The sequence below is a fragment of the Sphingomonas suaedae genome (assembly GCF_007833215.1).
In the GTDB taxonomy this organism is placed as follows: Bacteria; Pseudomonadota; Alphaproteobacteria; order Sphingomonadales; family Sphingomonadaceae; genus Sphingomonas; species Sphingomonas suaedae.
Genome location: NZ_CP042239.1, coordinates 781,799 through 801,345 on the forward strand (window position 1 = coordinate 781,799; position 19,547 = coordinate 801,345).

Annotated in this window: 17 protein-coding genes; 10 read left to right on the plus strand and 7 right to left on the minus strand. The window is 63.3% G+C overall.

Annotated features, from left to right (window positions below):
* Window positions 1-174: 174 nt before the first annotated feature.
* The 6 genes from FPZ54_RS03695 (at window position 175) to dinB (ending at window position 5,637) form a co-directional block, all read left to right on the plus strand.
* Window positions 175-531 carry a hypothetical protein gene (locus FPZ54_RS03695; protein ID WP_145845095.1) on the plus strand — a complete coding sequence of 119 codons (357 nt, stop codon included), beginning with the start codon at window positions 175-177 and terminating at the stop codon, window positions 529-531.
* A 309-nt stretch (window positions 532-840) separates the two neighbouring features.
* Window positions 841-2,802, plus strand: a complete 1,962-nt coding sequence (rlxS, locus tag FPZ54_RS03700) for a relaxase/mobilization nuclease RlxS (RefSeq protein ID WP_145845097.1) — start codon at window positions 841-843, stop codon at window positions 2,800-2,802.
* A gap of 75 nt (window positions 2,803-2,877) precedes the next feature.
* Complete coding sequence (locus FPZ54_RS03705; protein ID WP_145845098.1) at window positions 2,878-3,303, plus strand: CopG family transcriptional regulator; 426 nt, start codon at window positions 2,878-2,880, stop codon at window positions 3,301-3,303.
* Complete coding sequence (locus tag FPZ54_RS03710) at window positions 3,300-3,557, plus strand: hypothetical protein (RefSeq protein WP_145845100.1); 258 nt, start codon at window positions 3,300-3,302, stop codon at window positions 3,555-3,557. The genes FPZ54_RS03705 and FPZ54_RS03710 overlap by 4 nt, the downstream gene beginning before the upstream one ends.
* 515 nt (window positions 3,558-4,072) lie before the next feature.
* A complete protein-coding gene (locus tag FPZ54_RS03715; protein ID WP_145845102.1) occupies window positions 4,073-4,378 on the plus strand; it encodes a hypothetical protein in 306 nt (101 codons plus the stop codon).
* 179 nt (window positions 4,379-4,557) lie between these two features.
* Window positions 4,558-5,637, plus strand: coding sequence for a DNA polymerase IV (gene dinB / locus FPZ54_RS03720; RefSeq protein WP_145845104.1), 1,080 nt, complete (start codon window positions 4,558-4,560; stop codon window positions 5,635-5,637).
* A gap of 90 nt (window positions 5,638-5,727) precedes the next feature.
* Here the strand turns inward: dinB and FPZ54_RS03725 are convergent, their stop codons facing one another.
* From FPZ54_RS03725 to FPZ54_RS03740, 4 genes are all read right to left on the minus strand, one after another.
* The gene (locus FPZ54_RS03725) at window positions 5,728-6,354 is read right to left on the minus strand and encodes a hypothetical protein (RefSeq protein ID WP_145845105.1); all 627 of its coding nucleotides are present in this window, start codon (window positions 6,352-6,354) and stop codon (window positions 5,728-5,730) included.
* Window positions 6,344-6,853 carry an RNA polymerase sigma factor gene (locus FPZ54_RS03730; protein ID WP_145845107.1) on the minus strand — a complete coding sequence of 170 codons (510 nt, stop codon included), beginning with the start codon at window positions 6,851-6,853 and terminating at the stop codon, window positions 6,344-6,346. Before FPZ54_RS03730 ends, FPZ54_RS03725 begins: the two co-directional genes overlap by 11 nt.
* An 18-nt stretch (window positions 6,854-6,871) precedes the next feature.
* On the minus strand, window positions 6,872-8,572 hold the full coding sequence (locus tag FPZ54_RS03735) for an alpha/beta hydrolase family protein (protein WP_186456908.1): 1,701 nt from the start codon (window positions 8,570-8,572) through the stop codon (window positions 6,872-6,874).
* Between the two features lie 474 nt (window positions 8,573-9,046).
* Complete coding sequence (locus tag FPZ54_RS03740) at window positions 9,047-9,976, minus strand: LysR family transcriptional regulator (protein ID WP_145845111.1); 930 nt, start codon at window positions 9,974-9,976, stop codon at window positions 9,047-9,049.
* Window positions 9,977-10,083: 107 nt separating this feature from the next.
* On the opposite strand from FPZ54_RS03740, the gene FPZ54_RS03745 reads away from it, so the two are divergent.
* Window positions 10,084-10,947, plus strand: coding sequence for an SDR family oxidoreductase (locus FPZ54_RS03745; protein WP_145845113.1), 864 nt, complete (start codon window positions 10,084-10,086; stop codon window positions 10,945-10,947).
* Between the two features lie 44 nt (window positions 10,948-10,991).
* Complete coding sequence (locus FPZ54_RS03750) at window positions 10,992-11,465, plus strand: AtaL-like protein (protein ID WP_145845115.1); 474 nt, start codon at window positions 10,992-10,994, stop codon at window positions 11,463-11,465.
* A gap of 272 nt (window positions 11,466-11,737) precedes the next feature.
* On the opposite strand, the gene FPZ54_RS03755 is transcribed toward FPZ54_RS03750, so the two are convergent.
* Complete coding sequence (locus FPZ54_RS03755) at window positions 11,738-12,133, minus strand: SMI1/KNR4 family protein (RefSeq protein WP_145845116.1); 396 nt, start codon at window positions 12,131-12,133, stop codon at window positions 11,738-11,740.
* Between the two features lie 363 nt (window positions 12,134-12,496).
* Complete coding sequence (locus FPZ54_RS03760) at window positions 12,497-13,321, minus strand: phytanoyl-CoA dioxygenase family protein (RefSeq protein WP_222428347.1); 825 nt, start codon at window positions 13,319-13,321, stop codon at window positions 12,497-12,499.
* Between the two features lie 360 nt (window positions 13,322-13,681).
* On the opposite strand from FPZ54_RS03760, the gene FPZ54_RS03765 reads away from it, so the two are divergent.
* Together FPZ54_RS03765 and FPZ54_RS03770 are read left to right on the plus strand one after the other, a co-directional pair.
* Window positions 13,682-14,455 carry an alpha/beta fold hydrolase gene (locus FPZ54_RS03765; protein ID WP_145845118.1) on the plus strand — a complete coding sequence of 258 codons (774 nt, stop codon included), beginning with the start codon at window positions 13,682-13,684 and terminating at the stop codon, window positions 14,453-14,455.
* 625 nt (window positions 14,456-15,080) lie between these two features.
* A complete protein-coding gene (locus FPZ54_RS03770) occupies window positions 15,081-18,212 on the plus strand; it encodes a beta strand repeat-containing protein (protein ID WP_145845120.1) in 3,132 nt (1,043 codons plus the stop codon).
* Window positions 18,213-18,559: 347 nt separating this feature from the next.
* On the opposite strand, the gene FPZ54_RS03775 is transcribed toward FPZ54_RS03770, so the two are convergent.
* A complete protein-coding gene (locus tag FPZ54_RS03775) occupies window positions 18,560-19,465 on the minus strand; it encodes an ankyrin repeat domain-containing protein (protein WP_186456909.1) in 906 nt (301 codons plus the stop codon).
* Between the last annotated feature and the right edge of the window lie 82 nt (window positions 19,466-19,547).

Sequence of the window (19,547 nt, forward strand, 5' to 3'; positions counted from 1 at the left end):
GGCAAAGCGCCTATCAAGGCCCGCGGGTACCCCCCAATTTGCTTCGCAAATCGGCTCCCCCCGCGTCCGCTTCGCGGCGCCTGCGCTGGCGCTCCGGCGGCCCTGACAGCCGCTCCGCCGCCCGTCGTTCGACTGTGGTCCTCAAATCGGAGGGCGACAGCGAAGGAACGGATCATGTCTTGCTTTCAACCCATTTCAGTCCCGTCGGAGCGCGTGGTTTCGGCATTGATCGCAGGTTTGCGGATAGAGTTCGGGGACGATGCCGGCGAGGCTTTGGCGCGTCGATTTATGGCTGCCGAAGAGATGGATTTTGCCTGGGATGCGCGCGTTGAAGAGCGCTGGGTCAGCCAGTTTCTGGGCGATGAAGACGACGGCATCGAGCTTGATCGGGTGCGCATTCTGGCCTGTCTCGACGGCCAGTGGCTTGTCGCGACCATGATCGTGGATGGCGAGGGCAGGCCACATGCAATGCTGGCCAGGCGGTCGTTCGATGGCCGTGAAGACGCGCTTGTGGCTTTTGCGGATGGCTGAGAAACTGCCTGCACAGCGCCGGGATGCGCCACCGGGAGGGGTGGCGTGTCCCGGCTGTTTTTTGAGCCGGGAGGAGAGGGGGCAGGAGAATGGGGTAAGGCAAGATAAAAGCGTTGCCTCCACGAGGCGCCGTAAGTGGCGTCTGCACGTCGGTTTCGGTGGAGGCATGCCCATTGCCATGCCTCCAATATTATAGCCGGCACCCCGCCACCCCAGCATTTCTGCGGCTCTGCGCGATGCTCGATTGGAGGCCCTTGAAGGGCCGCCTCAGCGCGCCTTCATTCGACCTTTGTCAATGAGGCTGGCGTCATGGCCGACGACGATTTCGAGCTTTGGTTGGGCCGGGTCGGCGCGGATCGTCCGTTCGCCCATCAACTGCGCAAGGCCGTCAATCTGGCGGGCGGTGCGCCGCGCTCTTCAGCGACGCGCGCGCGCCGCTTCGACGGTAGCCAGATCGGACGCGCCTCGGGCATCGGGCGCGTGCTGCGATCGTCGGATCGTTACGCCGGATTTCGCGCGCGTCGCGTGGTGGTGAAAGCACGCTTCGTGAAGCTCGCAGGGAAGGGGGCGAGCGCAGCGGTCGCGCACCTGCGCTACCTGCAGCGCGACGGCACGACGCGCGAGGGCGAGCGAGGAACGCTCTATGGGCCGGACCGTGACATTGCCGATGGCCGCGCGTTTCTCGAACGCGGCGCGGGCGATCGCCATCAGTTCCGCTTCATCGTCGCGCCCGAGGACGGCGCGCAGTATGACGACCTCAAGCCGCTTGTCCGGCGCTGGATGAGCCAGGTCGAGCAAGACCTCGGCACGAAGCTCGACTGGGTGGCGGTCGACCATTTCAACACGGGGCATCCGCACAGCCATGTGTTGGTGCGCGGGGTGGACGATCATGGCAAGGATCTGATCATCGCGCGCGAATATATCGGTCGCGGTCTTGCCGCCCGCGCCGCCGAGCTGGTCAACCTCGATCTGGGACCCCGCACCGATCGTGAGATTCTCGAAGCACGCCAGCGCGAGATTGCGCAGGAGCGCTTTACCAGCATCGACCGCAGGCTGCTCGCCGCGCGCGACATCGATGGGCTGGTCTCGTCCTGGAATAAGGATGGCATCGAGCAGAGCCTGCGCGCCGCGCGCTTGGGCACGCTCGCACGGATGGGGCTGGCGACCGAGGGGGAGAAGGGGCGCTACCGGCTCGCCGACGATCTTGAGGAGACGCTGCGCACCATGGGCCGCCGCGGCGACGTGATCGCGACAATGCACGAGCAGATGAAGAGCCACGCACCCGAGGTGCCGCCGCAGGACTATGCGATCTACGATCCCGCCGAGGGAAAGCCCTTGGTTGGCCGGATCGTCGCCACCGGCCTCGCCGACGAGCATCACGATCGTCACTATCTGATCGTCGCCGCGACCGACGGGCGCAGCCATTATGTCGAGCTTGGTCGCCGATCGGTCTCCCAGACGCTCGACCATCCGGAGATCGTTCGGGTGGTGCCGAGGGTGCCCGAGGTTCGGGAGGTGGATCGCACCATCGCCGACATCGCATCCGCCAATGGCGGCATCTACAGCGTCGAGCACCATCTGCGTCGGGATGCCAGCGCCAGCCGGCACTTTGCCGAGGCGCATGTCCGGCGGCTCGAAGCCTTGCGCCGGGGCCGGGTCGGGGTGGAACGGCTCGCCGACGGCAGCTGGAAGATCGCGCCCGATCACCTCGAACAGGTACTGGCGCATGAGCGCAGCGCCGCCGCCGCTGGACCGGTCGAACTTGAGACCCTCTCCGTGATGCGGCTGGACCAGCAGCACAGCCATGACGGTGTGACCTGGCTCGACGAGCAGCAACTCTCAGACGCACCCGAACCGCTGGCGCGGGGGTTCGGAGCGCAGGTCCGCCAGGCCTTGGCGCTACGCCGCCAGTGGCTGATCGAGCAGGGGTTTGCCTGGCGCGATGGCGACGTGATCCGGTTCCAACAGGGCATGCTGGACGAGCTTCGCCGCCGGGAGCTGCGACAGGTGGCAGGTCAGCTCTCGAAGGAACTGGGGCTCGGCTACACCGAGTATCGCGGCGGTAAAATCGAGGGGATCTATCGCAGGGCCGTGCAGATCGGCGCGTCGAAGGTCGCGGTGATCGAGAAGTCGAAGGAGTTCACGCTCGTGCCGTGGCGACCGGCGCTCGAGAACCAGCTCGGGCGACACGTTTCCGGCATCGTTCGTGGCGGCTCGATCAGCTGGTCGTTCGGACGTCGGCGGCCGGGTCCGGAGCTGGCTGGCGTCTGAGTGTCACCACAAATGTGCTCGGTGACACCAACGAGTACCTGTCTCCCCAGCCAGGAAGGGTAGACATTGCGCGGCATGCAGACGCGCAAGACCCGCCATCAATTCTATCTGCCCGACGAGCTGTCGGCGAAACTCGACGCAATGGCAGCTCAGCCGGGGTCGTCGAAGACCGCGATCCTCACCGATGCGTTGACCGCGTGGTTCGACCGTCGCGCAGGCCATGAGCTGGACCAGCGGTTTGGTGTCCGCCTCGACCGCCAGAACCGCATCGCCGACCGCACGGAGCAGAAGCTCGATTATCTCACCGAAGCCCTGGGTCTGTTCATTCGCCACCAGCTCACGCTCACCGCGCATCAACCGGCGTTCGATGCCGAGACCAACCGGCTTGGTCGGCTCCGCTATGACGAGTTCGTGAAGCTTGTTGGACGGACGCTCGCCCGCTCGACGCCCCGCCAAGCCTTGCCCACCGCCAACTCCCCAGAAAAGGCGATGGAAAAATGAAGGAGCGCGCCATGGTTGATCAGCGTCGCTTAGCGACAGAGGAATCCTTCAGGCTCAGGCTTGGCGAGGTGATGCACCCGTTCCTGGCGAATGCTATACTGACCGCCGCGATTGCGAATGCGCCCGACGAAGTTCGACGCGATCTTTCATCTGCCAATCCAGACCGTCGCATCAAGGCTGAGGACAGGTTGGTCGCACAACTCGTTTCCGCCATGTACGAGGCGACGGAACAGATGCCCGAGCGAGCGGAATAGCGGCGATTTGCGTGCAGCGCGGTGATCCGCGATTTGGATTCAAGCGTTGTGGCCAGGCGGCTTTGACACCGGCCTTAGAAGTGGCCGCCACGGATGTCGTCGCGACGCCGGAAGGCCAAGCCCCCCCAGCAACGACGACTTAAAGCTGTTCTTATTATGTCCATGATGCCGCCATGCCCCGGATCGAACCGGTCGAGCTTGCAGCGACCATCCTTTCGGCTCACGCCTGGGCGCGAGTAAAAGGGGCACTGCGCCGAACGAGCGTCTGCGCGAAGAGGCGGCGCCAAAGCTCGCGCGATCAATCCGCGAGCGGACAGACGTGGGGTTTTGGCGCCGCTCGGGTTGAAGCTGTGACGTGGGCGCCCGCGCGACACCAATGTTGCAACAAGTGGCCAGACCCGGCGTGCGTTCATAGATCGATAAAGCAGCCCGGCATATCAATGACGAATGCAGTCACTATCATCCGTGCAGCTACTTCGCGCAATCATGCGTAGTCGTCCCCTAGGTGCGCGACCGTGAGGGCTCCGGAGAACGCGGATGAGTTTCGCGCCAGCCTCAGCCAGCGGTCAGAGGCAGCGAAACGCCTTGAGAAGGATCTTCTGAGCGAAGTTCCGTTGCTTTATGGGGGCCCTGACAGGATGGCTCCAGATGGGGATCCCGGCATCCGCTTGGCCCAGATTCATCGCGATGAGATGACGCGGCGCAATGGCGGCGGTGTTCCAAACTCAGCAACGAATCGATCGGAGGTGGCGCTCCCGTTCGAGCGTGGCGTGCTCGTCTTTGGTCTGATCCTGCTCGCGCTCGCCTTTCTCCTCGATTGATTTGCGGGGCGGGCCAAACTGGTCCCCCTTAGGCCTCGACTAACATCAACTGGCTCGGAAACGCACAGGCGAGGCCCAGTGCCGCGTCAGGCGGTGCCCGCAAAGGCCGTAATCGTCGACTTCGCCGTTTTCCTATCGTGCTTGTTCCATATTTGTTCAAGATGGGCTAACCCGATGCGATGAGCGATGCGATCGTCCGAAAGATCATCCATATCGACATGGATGCCTTTTTCGCGTCCGTAGAGCAGCGCGACAATCCGGATCTTCGCGGAAAGCCCGTCGCGGTCGGGTCCGCCGCGGCGCGTGGCGTGGTCGCAGCGGCAAGCTATGAGGCGCGTGCCTTTGGAGTGCGATCGGCACTGCCATCGGTCACCGCCTTACGGCGCTGCCCGGACCTGATCTTCGTGCCGCCCCGCTTCGACGTCTATCGTTCGGTTTCGGCCCAACTCCATGGGGTCTTCGCGGAATATACCGATCTGATCCAGCCATTGTCGCTCGACGAGGCCTATCTGGACGTGACCGAGGACCGGCGTGGGCTGCAGACCGCGTGGGCGACCGCCAGGCAAATCCGGGTGCGCATACTCGAAGAGACTGGCCTCACCGCATCGGCCGGGATCTCCTATAACAAGTTCCTCGCCAAGCTCGCCTCAGACCACCGTAAGCCCAACGGACAGTTTGCCGTCACCCCAGCAATGGGGCCCGCATGGGTCGAGCAATTGCCGGTCGCGAGATTTCACGGCGTCGGTCCGGTGACCGCAGCCAAGATGAAGAGGCTTGGAATCGAGACGGGGGCCGACCTCAAGGCGCAATCGATCGAGTTTCTCACGCGCCATTTCAGCAGCTCCGCTGAGTGGTATTACGGGATCGCACGCGGCAATGACGACCGGCCGGTGAACCCGAGCCGCGAACGCAAATCTTCCGGATCGGAGACAACGTTCGACCGCGACCTGACTGATCCTGCCGACATCGAAGCGGGCGTGCTCAAGATGGCCGACGAGGTGGCCGTCTGGTGCACCGAACGTGGGCAATACGGTCGAACGATCACTGTCAAAGCGAAGTTCGCGGATTTTAGGCAGGTGACACGCAGTCGAACGCAGCCCAGCACCGTGCGCGACCGGGAGGCTATACGAGCTACATCGATCGATCTGATGCGCACTCTCTACCCACTCGAGCAAGGGGTGCGCCTGGTCGGAGTGACGGTGTCGAACTTCGAACCCGCAAAAGCTGGAATGCCGCTGTTCGATGACGCTGAAACCTAGAGGCAAAGTAGGTCGGCTTTGCGCCCTAACTGCGGACGTTTAGACGCCAACCCGCCGATCCTAGAAGCCGCCGTTGGTTGCCAGGTTGGATCAATCCCGATCGAGGATCAGCAACAGCTCACTGAGACGGTGCTGCCGGGGCAGAAGGTCAAGCCTGCGCCTGCGGCTGGTTTCTACATTCGTCCATATCGTCGAGAGTACGATGAAGGCGATCATCGCTGCGTCGAAAAGGAACGAGGTGTTGTCGTTGATCTCGGCGATCAGCCAGTACAGAATCGACGCGCCGACCATCACGGGTGAGGACCACAGCATTAGCGACGTCCAGCGACCGACCATCGACAGCTGGTACTCGACTGCGGATAGAGTACGGCGGACTTCCTCCTGAAGCGTGTTGCCGAAACGGCGCTCGCGCTGTGCCTGGCGACGCTGGCTCAACCACATCGCCACCACCCAGAGGGCGAACGCACCCGCGCTGAGCACTGCGGCGAGCGCGCCGACACCGGGCTCGCGGAAGTAGAGGAACCACCACAGAACGGCGCCCGCGCCGGCTGCCATCACGCCGCCGGCGACATAGGTCGTCCACGTCTCCAGATGCTGCGTGCGGCGAAGCTCGGCCTGCTCGCCCTGCACGACGAGGCGCAGGAGATCGCGATTCACGCCGTAGAGCGGCTGCTCGTCCTGCAGCTTCCAGGCATCCATCATCTCGTCAAAGTCCATCTTGCTCTTCCCTTGCGAGCTGGGCGGTGAGCGCCGCCTTGATCCGATTGATCTTGGCCCCGACATTACTCTCGCTGAGGCCCAGGATCTCCGACATCTCGCGGTAGCTGAAGCCGTCGAGCATCAGCAGCGCGAGCGAGCGGTTCACGTCGTCGAGTTCCGCAATCCGCGCATAAATCCACTCAAGCCGTGGATCCTGCGCAGCTGGCGCTTCCAACAACGCGGTCGAGGCATCGAAATCCTGCCGGCCGCGCCCGTGTTTTCCGTGGCTGCGGTCCCAGGCGAGCGCGCTGTTGAGCGCGACGCGATAGATCCATGTCGAGGTCGCGCAATTGCCGCGAAACGCATCGATCGAGTGCCAGACCTGCAGAGCCATCTCCTGGAACAGGTCCTCCCGATCGGCGTGCGTGGCGCCATACACGCGCGCGACCTTGAACAGGATCGCCTTGTGGGCGGCGAGCCATTGCTCGAAGACTCTGTTGCGCTCGGCCTTTGTCATCGCGCCACCATTCCTTCGTCAGCGACGTGAGCGGCCAGCGTTGTCAACCGCAGTGAAGCCGCGCTCACCCAGCCAGTTGGCGATCGTGTCGAGCGCCAGCGGAGCCATGGTCTCCTCGATGTCGTAATATTCGCCCATCGCGCCGGTCTCTGCGGTCTGAAGGAGATGGTTGAGTCCAGGAAGCTCGCGCACCGTCGCATCGCGATGTCCCGCGAGCGCCTCGCGTAGCGCCGGCAGATTCTGCACAGGCGGAACCTGTCTGTCCTTCGATCCAACGATCGCCAGCACCGGAACCCGCATTTCGGCAATTGCATCTGCGGGATCGGCTCGGATGATCCGCAGAATGTCGGGGGACGCCTCCTGCGCTGCCTGGGCCCTCGCCACCTTGGGCGGCACACCGTACGCGACTAGTAAAGCCTCCACTGCTGCGCGCGCGGCGTCCGGGTCGGCGGCGTCCCGCATCGCTGTGAGGACCGCCCGGCGCAATGGCCGCTGCTGCGCAATCCGGGCCTCCGGCACGCCGTCCGCGCGCGCGACTTCCTCTCCCTGCATCATCAGCAGCTCGTCGATGGGAACCCCGGGTGCCGCCATCAGAATGACAAAGGCGACATTCGCGCGACCGTTCGCAACCATCGGCGCGACCACGCCGCCTTCCGAGTGTCCGATCAACCCGATCTTGCTGGGTGCAATCTCGCGCCGCGTGCGCAGGAAAGCGATTCCCGCAGCGGCATCCTCGGCAAAGTCCTCCAGTGTCGCGGTTCGATATTCCCCCGTCGAGCGGCCCACGCCCCGGTCGTCGCAGCGCAGCACGGCAGTGCCGTTGTGTGCCAGGTGATCGGCGAGGACGAGGAACGGCTTGTGCCCGACCAGCGTCTCGTCGCGGTCCTGCTGTCCCGACCCGGTCAGCAACATGGCGGCGGGATGGGGACCCGGCGCCTTCGGCACATTCAGCGTGCAGCCAAGCATCGCTCCGCCGGATGCGGGATTCGCGAACGCGACGTCTTCCACGGTGTAGGGATAGGGCGGCTCCGGCGTCTGCGTCCTGCGCGGCGCCCCGGACGGGTTGCGACGGAACTCGACCGGTACCGCCGTTCCGGCCGCATCGAATGCGCCCGTGATCGATCCTGCGGTGCGGTCGAGCTTCCCCTCGAAACGCATCCCGAGCGCGGGAACGGCGAACGCGACATCGCGCCCCTGCAGCCCAAGCGAAACCACCGCCAGGCCGGTCTGCACCAGCTCGGGCATGTCCATCAGAGCATAGGTTCCATGCGCGTTCGTCGTCACGCGGAGTTTGAACCGGCGACGGAGGCCCTGAATTGTCGCATCCGCCTCCCAATATCCGTTCAGAGCCGCAAGCACCGGCAGCCCGAGAAAACCCGCCTTGTACGCCACGTCGAACGTCGCGGCGGGGTTGCGGAACTTCCCGACCCAGGCAGCGGCGGCAGAATCCCAGCGTCCTTCAAAAGATCGGGAACCGCCCCGATAGCTGAATGCGAGTACGCCGTCCTGATAGGTGACTTTCTCCAGCGGTACGTCCCATTGGCCGGTGTCAGGCAGATCGATGTCGCCGGTAAGAACACCCGGTTCATTCTGCTCGAGGTGTATCGCGGAGCGTGTCTGGCGTTCTTCGGAGCGCAGCACTCCTTGCCAGTCACCCGCAGGCGACGATGCGGATTGTGCGGCGGCATTGCCGCTGCAGGCGATCAATACGCATGCCATTGTCCGGGCAGCTCCGGGGCGAAGCGCTTTGCTGGATAACATGACGAACAACCTCCACTGTCACACTATTAGTATCGAGCGGAGGTCGATTTCTTACACTTCGGTAGAAGGGCCGCTGTCGCGGGAGGCGCCGTCGCATGCATCGTGCGCTCGCTGCTCGATGCACGAGAGGCGGACGAACCCGCTATTAGGGGTGCTGGCTTTGAGCGCATTCATAGCTAGCTGAACTGATCCCGGCATTGGCCACCGCCAGTCGCCTGAATGCCCCCGGCTGCACAAGCGGCCGGGCAGGGGTTGCCGTAGGCGGCCGGGCGGGAATGCGCCCTATTTCTCGCCGTTCAGGGACTTCGCCGCCGATCTTGAAAGCCGCCGTCAGGGCAGGTTGCTTAGCAATTCTCGCGACCGGCAAAGATTGGGACGAAGCCGCGGTTCCAATGCCAATGGGTGAGCGTCAGTTGTTGCCAAAAGCCGACGTTACGCGCTTGTTTGCGCGGTGATTGCGCCACTCGATCCACGTCCTTCGACATAGGCGGCGAGTTCGTCTGGGGTTCCTTTCGGGAAGGCTTCCCGCAGAAAGTCGAGAAAGGCCGAGACGCGCGCGCTGAGCAGCCGGCGCGTGGGATAGAGAGCCCATAGGGCCGTAGCCGGCCCATCGACGTCGCCCCAATGCACCAGCGTTCCTGCGCTCAGGTCATGACTGACGAGCGACAATGGCAAACGGCCCACTCCGACTCCCATACGCACCGCATCGCGCACCATCACCAGCGACGACAGGCCGAGGATGGGCTCGACTGCGATGCTCGATCTCCCTGATGCCGTCGCGACCTTCCATGTGCTCCTTTGTCCGATCGCCCCGCGCACGATCGCTGGAACCGGCGCGTCGTCCGGTCGCCGCAAGCCCGGGCTGGCCACCACGACAAGACGATCGTGCAGGAACGCCCGCCCGACCAGCGCCGCGTCCGGTGCGGGATTGACGCGGATCACCAGATCATAGGCTTCCTCGATCATGTCGACGGCCCGGTCCTCGGTCGTCACTTCGAGCCGCACGTCCGGGAACTTCATCGCGAACCCGGCGGCGATCTTGCCCATCGCGGTCTGTGAGAAGAGCAAAGGTGCACTGACCCGCAACCGGCCGCGAGGCTTATGTCCGCCGGATGCGATCGCCCCAGCAGTCTCATCGAGTTCGGTGAGCAGCAGGGCGGTCCGCTCGAATAGTGCTCGTCCTTCCTCCGTCAGTTTCAGCACGCGCGCGCCGCGTTCGAACAGGCGCACGCCCAGGCTGGCCTCCAGTTCGGTCACGCGGCGCGACAGCGTCGCCTTGGGGCGGGCGGCGGCGCGGGCGGCTTTCCCGAACCCGCCATGCCGGGCGACGAGATTGAAATCGGCGAGCGCGAGAAGATCCATGTGTTCCACCTGTGAGACGATCTGTCCAAATATAGCGTCTATTGGCATCCGCGTGGATCACTAAATTGAGCCATGCCAACCGGCTCAACCTATCAGGAGTGACCCCCATGACCATTCTCGTAACCGGCGCTACCGGCAATATCGGTCGCAACGTCGTCGAACAGCTCGTCGCCCGTGGCGCCGGCGTGCGCGCCCTCGTCCGCGATCCCGCCAAGGCTGGCCTGCCCGTCGGTGTAGAGGTCGTCCAGGGCGATCTGCTGGACGTGGATTCGCTGCGCGCCGTCATGCCGGGCGTTTCCACGCTGTTCCTGCTGAACGGTGTCGTCGCGGACGAATTCACCCAGGCGCTGATCGCGCTCAACGTTGCCCGCGACGCCGGGATCGAACGGGTCGTCTATCTCTCGGTGATCCACAGCGACGTCTATGTGAATGTGCCGCATTTCGCGGGCAAGTTCGGCGTCGAGCGGATGATCGAGGCGATGGGTATGCCCTCCACGATCCTGCGCCCGGCCTATTTCATGGACAATGAAATGACCATCAAGGACGTTGTGACCGCCCATGGCATCTATCCGATGCCGATCGGCGACAAGGGCCTGGCGATGGTCGATGCACGCGATGTCGGCGAGGTCGCCGCGATCGAGCTGATCCGCCGCGAACAGGCGAGCGCGCCGCTGCCGACGACCACGATCAACCTGGTCGGCCCGGATACGCTGACCGGGGTGGATGCCGCAGCCATCTGGTCCGACGTGCTAGGCCGCGCCATCGCCTTTCCGGGCAACGACACCGCAGGCTTCGAGCAGAACCTGCGCCAGTTCATGCCGAACTGGATGGCCTATGACATGCGCCAGATGGCTGAGCGCTTCCAGACCGACGGCATGATCCCCGAGGTGGGTGATGTTGACCGGCTGACCGAACTGCTCGGCCGCCCGCTGCGCTCCTATCGCGACTATGTCGCGCAGATCACCGCCTGATCCGACCCCGTCACCGAAAGAACCATCCGAACAAGGAACTCATCATGATCTACTCGACCGCAACCGTCCCCGTGAACCCTCACGGGGAAACGCTGCTCACCCTCGAACAGGTGTGGAAGGGGCTGGAAGCCAAGGCCCGCGACGCCCGCCTGTTCCTTCCGTCGGGCCTGTGCACCCGATGCGACGTGACGGAGGAGAGCGACACCCATTTCTTGCGCGAAGCGATCATCGCGGGTCAGGATCTGCGTGAGATCATCACCTTGGAGCCGCAGTCCAAGGTCACGTTCTTCCAAGTGACCGGCCCGCGCGAAGGCGCCATCATCAACGAGCTGTTCGAGGATGAGGCGGGCGAGCTCCAACTGCGTTTCTATTGCTATCTGGGCCTGCGCGGCAAACTCCCGGGCGGCCCCGAAGAACAGGCCGAGCAAGCGCAGTTCGCCAGCGACCAGGGCTACAAGGCTGCGCTCCTCTCGACCCTGAGACGCACCCGTGAACTGCTGGCCCAAGGCATGCTCTGATTGAGGGATCAACAGGCGGGCCGCTCCATTGGGCGGTCCACTGTTGCGCGGCGGGTGGTCACTCACAAAGGGCAAAATACAGCGCCGGCTGCTTTTGGCCGAAGCGGCCATCCCACGTTTAGTCGCCAATGATTGGGGTTGAGTCGGTAGGGGCCAGCCGACCGTGGGCGATACAAACGGCAGCTGTTCGAACTCGCGCGTTTGAAAGCTGCCAGTCCGCAACCGACCCCATCTAAGACATCAATCGGTGGCCAGCCGCTCCCGCTGTTGGGCTATTCGCCACTAATCAGAATGCGGCCTAGAAACTCGCTAAAATTGGTCGCAACGAACACGGCTACTGCCGGACGAGAGTAGAAGTTTATGTAATGGACGGCACCCGATCTATCGAACACCCACAGATTTCCCAACTCACAGCGAGCGAACGAAATCGGAAAGTTGTCAGGGAGCACGGAGCCGTCAGCGGATGTCCGCCAAGCCTGATCGAAGGTTCCAAATGACAACACGGGAAGCGAGCTATTTCCGTCCACCTCACCCCCCACGAATGCTCCGCCATACACCTTTGCAAATGATCGGTAGTCGGGTGGCAAGGTCCAGTCGACCAGCCCTTCTAGACGCTCAAGTTCGTCATCGCTGAAGGGCAAACCCTTCTCGAAAGAAACCTGACTCATATTCACAACTCTGGCATTAGCGGTCCCTCGATATGGCTTTGAACGCGGCCCCGAGACAAGGTCTGCTTTCCACCAGTTTCCGCCGCCAGACGCCGTCCCGCGACCGCCCGAAAGCGGACCTGCCGCTATAACCAGTTCCTAGCCAGGACCTGCCGTTCAGCAACCGGCCCACAAGCAGCCGCGCACGTTTGGGTAACAGCTGCCTGTCAGCAAAGCGCCCAACTGCGGTCATTTAGCCGGATGGCTGATGATCCCGAAAGCTGCCGTCGGCTGGGGCGGCGGTAGCCGGCAGCTAATGGGTGGTCTGCAGCCCGTCCGCTTGTCGCCCTCGCGAGCTTGAGGCAGACGGGCCGATCAGACCCCCTACGGGCGCGAGATCGCGTTGAGGATCGCCTGTTCGACTGGAGAATAGTCCCCGTCGTGCCGACACAGAGAGATGGGCTCGCGCGGCAACAGGGGCGGTTGAGCCATGAACCGCGGCGCTGTTCCACGATGCCGTTGGGCGGCGTGCACCAGAAAAGGATGGCACAAATACACCGTGCCGGCCTTGCCCAGAGCTAATGCCTCCGGCCGGTGCGCCGAGCCGGCAAATCCGTCAGCGGCAAGCTCGCGAAGCGTCAGGCCAACCTCGCCTGCCGGGGCGAGTTGCCTTGCGATGTCGGCATGCGAGCCGACACGAATGCGGGTTGGTGCATCATCGATGCCGACATCCGAAAATAGGAACAGCATCAGCAAGGCTCGTCCCTTGCTGCTGACATTGGCGCGCCACTCCATGAACTCTGGGTGCTCGTAGCCGAAACTCACATCGATATGCCAACCATCGTCGCCGCTCGCTTCTTCGGCGGGGAAGCGTACTGGAAAGGTTCCAAGCCTATCGCGCGGATACCAGCGGCCAGCACCAACAAGCTGATCGAATGCCCCGCACAGCATCGGCGTATTTGCTGCTTCCTGAAATGGGGCTTGGCTGAATTGGTCCAGGCGCACGACCGGCCGGGTCCATGATGCACGATCATCGGGGTAGCAGCCCGTGGCTTCCCACAGGATGGCGCGGGCCTGCTCCGCGACATGCTCGCTAAAGGCCCCATCGATACGGACGAAGCCGTCGCGCACGAACGAGGCGATCTCATCTGCGCTGAGCGCAGGATCTGATTGGTTTCGCATAAAGTCTCTCAAAAAGGCGTGGGTCATCGGGCGGCAAACCCGCCGAGTGAGCCGAAACCGGCCCGCTTAGATCAGCGGGAAGGCGGACGCGCGATTGAGAGCGATGAACTTCATGCGACCACCATAATGCGTAGCGCGGTTGCTGCAACCTGAACGATCACTCCTACGAAGTCGCGGCATTAGATTGAGCGGCGGAGACTCGGTCGGAAGCGGCCGGACGGCTACGCGCCCTAATAGCGGTCATCCGACGCCGTGATCACCTAACCCAGAAGCGGTCGGTCGCGCGATGATCCGACTGACTTAATTCGTATCATCAGTTCGATGACGCGGTCGTCGGCCCCGAAAGTCGATCCCGATGGTTCAGGATAGCCAATCGGAGTTTTGCTGATGCACGAGGTTCAACGCGGGTCTGGCCGCCAGCTGCTACTTATTCACGGTCTCGGCGGGAGCTGGAAGTCGTGGAGCACCGTCATGGACGCCCTCAGTGCCGAACGGTCGCTTATAGCGGTTGATCTTCCCGGACACGGCGCAAGTCCAGCCGGCCCGGATAGCGGGACCTTCGATGGCCTCGTTGGTAGCGTCGAGCGTTACATCGCAGAACACAGACTTGAAGGAATCGACGTCGTCGGTAGCTCAATGGGTGCGCGGATCGCGCTGGAGCTTGCGCGGCGTGGCCAGATTGGCAACGTCGTGGCCTTTGATCCCGGCGGCTTCTGGCGCGGCTGGGAGCGCATATTTTTCAAAGTTACCATCGGAGTCTCGGGGCGGTTGGTTCGGGCAATCCGGCCTATGCTGCCAGCGCTAAGCAAGAACGCCGCATCACGCACAGCGCTGCTAGCACAGCTGTCGGCTCGCCCTTGGGCGCTCGACCCGACAGTTGTCGCGACCGAGCTTGAAGGCTTAAGCGCCACGTCGACATTCGATGCTCTGGTGAATGATCTCGCCAGCGGGCCTGAGCAAATTGGTCCAGCAGCAGATCCGTCTCGGCGACTTCTAATCGGTTGGGGTCGTCACGATCGCCTGTGCCTGCCGAGACAGGCAGCGCGCGCAAAGGCAGCCTTTCCTTCCGCCGAACTGCACTGGTTCGAGGCAAGCGGGCACTTTCCAATGTTCGACCAGCCTGACGAGACAGTCGCAGTAATACTTGCTGCGACTCAGTGATGCACTTTGGTCGCACTTAGCAGGGCAGCTACGCGCCCTACTAGCGGTCACTCGATTTTATGTCCTGCGACGTCTAAAGCAGACATCAGGCAGCATGGTCGACGATGGCATCGGTATGAGCCGGAGCGCGACTCCAGGCGGTGGAAGCCGCATTCTCGATGAACTGTCGGTTCTGCTGCACGCGCCGATCGAACGCGCTAATGCTGAGGCCGGCGGGCTGAGGGTGTCAGTTCGTGTGCCCATCGGCGGCAGTTGAGGCAACGCCCGGCAGACGGCGCGGACAAGAGACGCGCTTCTCTGTCCGAACATCCCCGCTGGCTCGGGCCAGCGGACATTTTCCGGTGTGGGACCAGCCAGAAGACGGTCGCCGTGATGCTCGCCGTAACTCGGTGACGATGTTGCCTCGTAAGCAAAGCGAATACGTAACGACCCGCGTTACGGCTGCCTCAATCAAGTTTGAGCGGAAATCGTTGCGCAGCCGAACTGTGGTCCTCGAGCAACATGGGTCGAAAATGCCGTGTGCTGGAAATAAAATTGCGTCAATTCATGCGTCCGTGTCGATCCTCCCAGCGTTGGGTTGCCGATCGTTCAGTTCGAGCGCTTCGTTTTCAAAGGCTTCCCCCTAATGCTCACGACGCCCATCCAGTCGCGACGCACGCGCGCGCGCTTCACGCTTGCCTCGGCCCTTGCCGGAACTGCATCCGCCCTGCTCCTGGCATTGCCGTCCGCGGCCTTGGCGCAGGAAGAATGCGGCGCCGCGCCCGCGACCCCCGGGACCGTGACGTGCACCCCTGCAGGTAACCCCTATCCGAACGGCGTCACCTATATCGCCCCACCCGCCGATCTCACCATCGTGTTGGAGGATGGCGTGCGCATCGACACCACCGGCGGCTTCAATCTCGGCCTACTCGCGGTCGGTGACAACGCCTTTACGATCGACGGCGGCACCAACACGCTCATCACCAGCGACAGCTTCGGCGTCCTCGTGTCGAACAATACCGATCCGATTTCGGTAACTCTCGACCGGATCGTCACCAACGGCACCAATAATTTCGGCCTGATCGTCAGCTCGTCGGAAGGCGCGATCACGACGAGCACCAATGCCATCACCACCAGTGGCGCCGACGCCGACGGTATCAGCGCCAGCACCGACACCGGCGCGATCACCATCCGGTCGGGCAGCGTCACGACCAGCGGCGAGAACGCTACCGGCATCGACGCCAACAGCGATGCGGGCAATCTCAACATCACCTCCGGCACGATCCGTACCAGCGGTGTCGGCGGCGGCGGCTTCAGCGGCGGCGCGGTCGGCATCCTCGCCCAGACCGGCGGCACCGGAACGGTCACCGTCAACTCGACCACGATCGACACCGCCGGGACCGACGCGTTCGGCATCCGTGCCGTGTCCAACACCGGCGCGGTATCGGTAACCTCGGGAACGATCGGCACAACCGGCCTCAACGCTGACGGCATCACCGTCACCACAGCGGGCACCGCGACGATCAATGGCGGCGCCATAACCACCACGGGTGCGAATGCCGACGGCATCGTCGCTAGCGGCGTCACCGGTGCCAACATAAACTTCACCTCGATCAGCACAACCGGCGCCAACGCCAATGGCGTGCTCGTCCCGGCAGGTGTCCAGTTCTTTGGCCCGCGCGCGACTGCAACCACCACGGTCAATGGCGGCAGCGTCAGCACCGTCGGCGCAACGTCGGACGGCGTCCGCGCGATCGCCGGCACCGACACCGCGACGGTCAATGTCACCGGGGACATCACGACCCAGGGTGCGAACAGCCGCGGCATCTTCGCCACCGGCCCGATGGGCGTTGCAGTCACCAACGGCGGCACGATCAGCACCGCTGGCGTCACCTCCAACGGTGTCGATGCGTCGAGCACGACCGGTCCGGTCAACGTCACGGTCAATAACGTGACCACCACCGGTAACGGCTCGCGCGCCGTCGTCGTCAATGCGACCACCGGCAATGCTACCGCAACCGTCAACGGCGCAGTGCGCACCACCGGCACCACTGCCGATGCGCTGACCGTCACCAGCGGTGGCAACAGCGTCGTCAACGTCGGCGCCAACGGCTCGTTCGCCACCACGCAGGGCAATTCGATCGTTCTGAATTCGCTTGGCAGCAGCACCCTCAACAACGCCGGAACGATCGCCAATAACGCCAACGGCTTCGCGCTCGTCGCCATCGGCGGGCCGATCACCATCAACAACAGCGGCAATCTGTCGTCGGATATCGTCCTGACCGCCGGTGCGGACCGCATAAACAACAGCGGCACCTTCACCGTCGGCCCAAATCCGGACTTCGGCGCAGGCAGCGACAGCTTCGTCAATAGCGGGCTGATCCTGGTCGGGTCCGGCGCAGCAGCGACCGTCGCCCCGACGTTCACCGGCCTCGAAACCATGACCAACAGCGGCACCATCGATCTGCGCAACGGACGCGCGGGCGACACGCTGACTCTGCCGGGCACCTACGCGGGCGCCAATGGCACGCTCGGCCTGGATGTCGCGTTCGGCGCGGCACCAGTGGCTGATCAGCTGGTCATCGGCGGCGTTGCCAGCGGTGCCACGACCATCCAGCTCAACCAGCTGGCCGGAGCGCAGCCGACTTTGAATTCAGGCATCGTGCTGGTCCGTGCCGCGACCGGATCGGATGCCAATGCGTTCGATTTGGCGGGCGGTTCGCTCACTTCGGGCTTTGTCCGGCTGGAAGTCGTCTTCGACCCCGCCACCGGCACCTACGCGCTGACCGGCGCACCAAGCGACAGCGCCTTCCGCACGCTCAATTTCAATGAGGGCGTTCGTAGCCTCTGGCTGAAATCCGCCGACACCGTTTCGGGCCAGCTTCGAGCTCGCCGCGATGCGCTGTGGACGCAGGGCGGCGGCGATGTTGCCGGACGCACATGGCTGCAGATGCACGGTTCGGTCGAAACCCGTGGCGGGAGCCGTAATTTCAACAGCTTCGGCCAGTCGCGCCTGACTAACACCGGCTATGAGCAGGATTATTTCGGCGGACAGATCGGCTTTGACATTAGCGGCGGTGCCGGTGAGCGTGGTGGCTTCGCCTTCGGGGTCACCGGCGGCTATATCAATTCGTCGATGAGCTTCGCTGGCTCGTCCGACCGGCTGAGCTTCGACGTCATCAACGGCGGCGTTTATGGCAGCTTCACGTCGGGTAACGTCTTCATCAACGCGATCGGAAAATACGACTATTTCTGGGCGAAGACGAATATGCCCGGCGCCGGTTTCCAAGACGACACCAATGGCGGCGTCTATGGTGCGCGGGCAGAGGCGGGCATCCGCTTCGGCAGCGACAGCTTCTTCGTCGAACCAGCGGCCAGCATCTCGTATGTGAAGAACGATTTCGACGATCTGTCGCTCAACGGCACGACGATCAGCTTCGATGATGACGATGGCCTGCGCGGGCGCGCCGGTGGCCGCATCGGCGGTGCCTTCGGCATTGGCGGCGGCGCGGAAGCGGCGGTCTATGTGGGAGGCAATTACGTCCATGAGTTCAAGGGCCGCGACCGCGTTACCTTTACCAGCGGCGGCACGAGCCTCGATTTCACCAACAATCGCATTCGCGATTATGGCGAAGCCACACTGGGTGTGACGATCGCCCAGAGCCAGGGGATCAGCGGCTTCATCGAAGGCAACTACATCCGCTCCTTCACCGACAGCAACGGTACCGGAAGCATCGACGGCGCCGGCGGCCGCGCGGGCATCCGCCTCCAGTTCTGAACTGCCTGGGTCCGAGATAGGAAAATCGTCACGGGGTGCATGGCAACATGCACCCCGCTGCTTGATCCGCGTAGCGAATGGCTGCTTCTCTGCAGTCGGCGGCGCATAGCGGAAATCCCGCAATCGGCCCAAAACTGGTCGCCCCTAGACCGCATTAGGAAATGGCGCAAACTGGGCCGATAGCAGAATGCACACTTTCAACTCAGGCGGCGGGCAAAACCGTCGATTAGACATCTGTCCAGTGTCCTAGAAGCGGTCGTCGGCGAAGCGCATCAAAACCTTCGGCACGCTCTGCCCACTGGACAAATCCGCAGTGTTTCTGATCCCGGTGCTGCTGGGTGCCACGGCTACCAGTAACTGCCGGTTTTGAGACATTGCTGCCATTTGCGCATCGAACGCATCCGGCAGGTTGAATCCGAGCAAAGTGCTACATCGGCGCGATATTTCTGCTGGCATTCGGTATCGCGCGATGTTGCTGGCTTCGTCGTCGCGACGGATCCGCCGAGCAGCGCCTTCATCTCAGGCGAGGTGGCGAGTTGCCCGGGAGTCTGGCCATCCTTGTTGCGAAGGGCCTTGTTAGCGCCCTTGTTCAGCAGAATCTTTGCCAGCTCGACGCGGTCACGCTGCGCTGCCTGATGCAGCAGGGTCCAGCCATATTCGTCCTGCTGGTTCACCCGTACGCAATCTTCGAGCAAACCGGTCAGCTCGTCAGGCTTGTTGTACCAGACCGCATCCTTCGCTGCGAGGAACGGCCGCAATGCCGGCGACCGGCTGCTGCTCGCAGGGTCGTTGCGCGCCATTTCGCACATGCCATTGGACTTGACGGGGGCGCCCTTCGCCGGGCCCTTGGGCGATGCTGCGCCGCCGGCCTCGCGGGTCGGGGTCTGTGCGCCGCTCATCGCCTTGCGCAGTTCGGCTTTGACCGACGTTGAATAGGCCATCTGATAGGGTGTGTACCCCACCGAATTGTTCCTGGCGTTCGGGTCGGCACCGCGGGCAAGCATCGCCCTGACCAACTCGAGATCGCCCGCCTCCGCCGCAAAGTGAAGGAGCGTGTAGCCCTCCTCATTCTCCAGATTGATGTCGAACTGACCGCTGTCGATGATCCTGAGCGCTTCAGCGCTGGATTTCACGCTGATGAGGTAGCGTGCGTTGTCCCATGGATCCACCTGAAGGGCGCGAATGCTACCCGTCCATGCGGCGCTAGCGCCTGCAACCAGTCCAAGCGCGATCAGCGTCGCGACGGAAATCATCGTGAAGGTCTTCCGCATAAACTGCTGCCACACCTGGCGCGTACAGGTCGGGACCGCCCGGACCTGTCGCAACGAATTGACG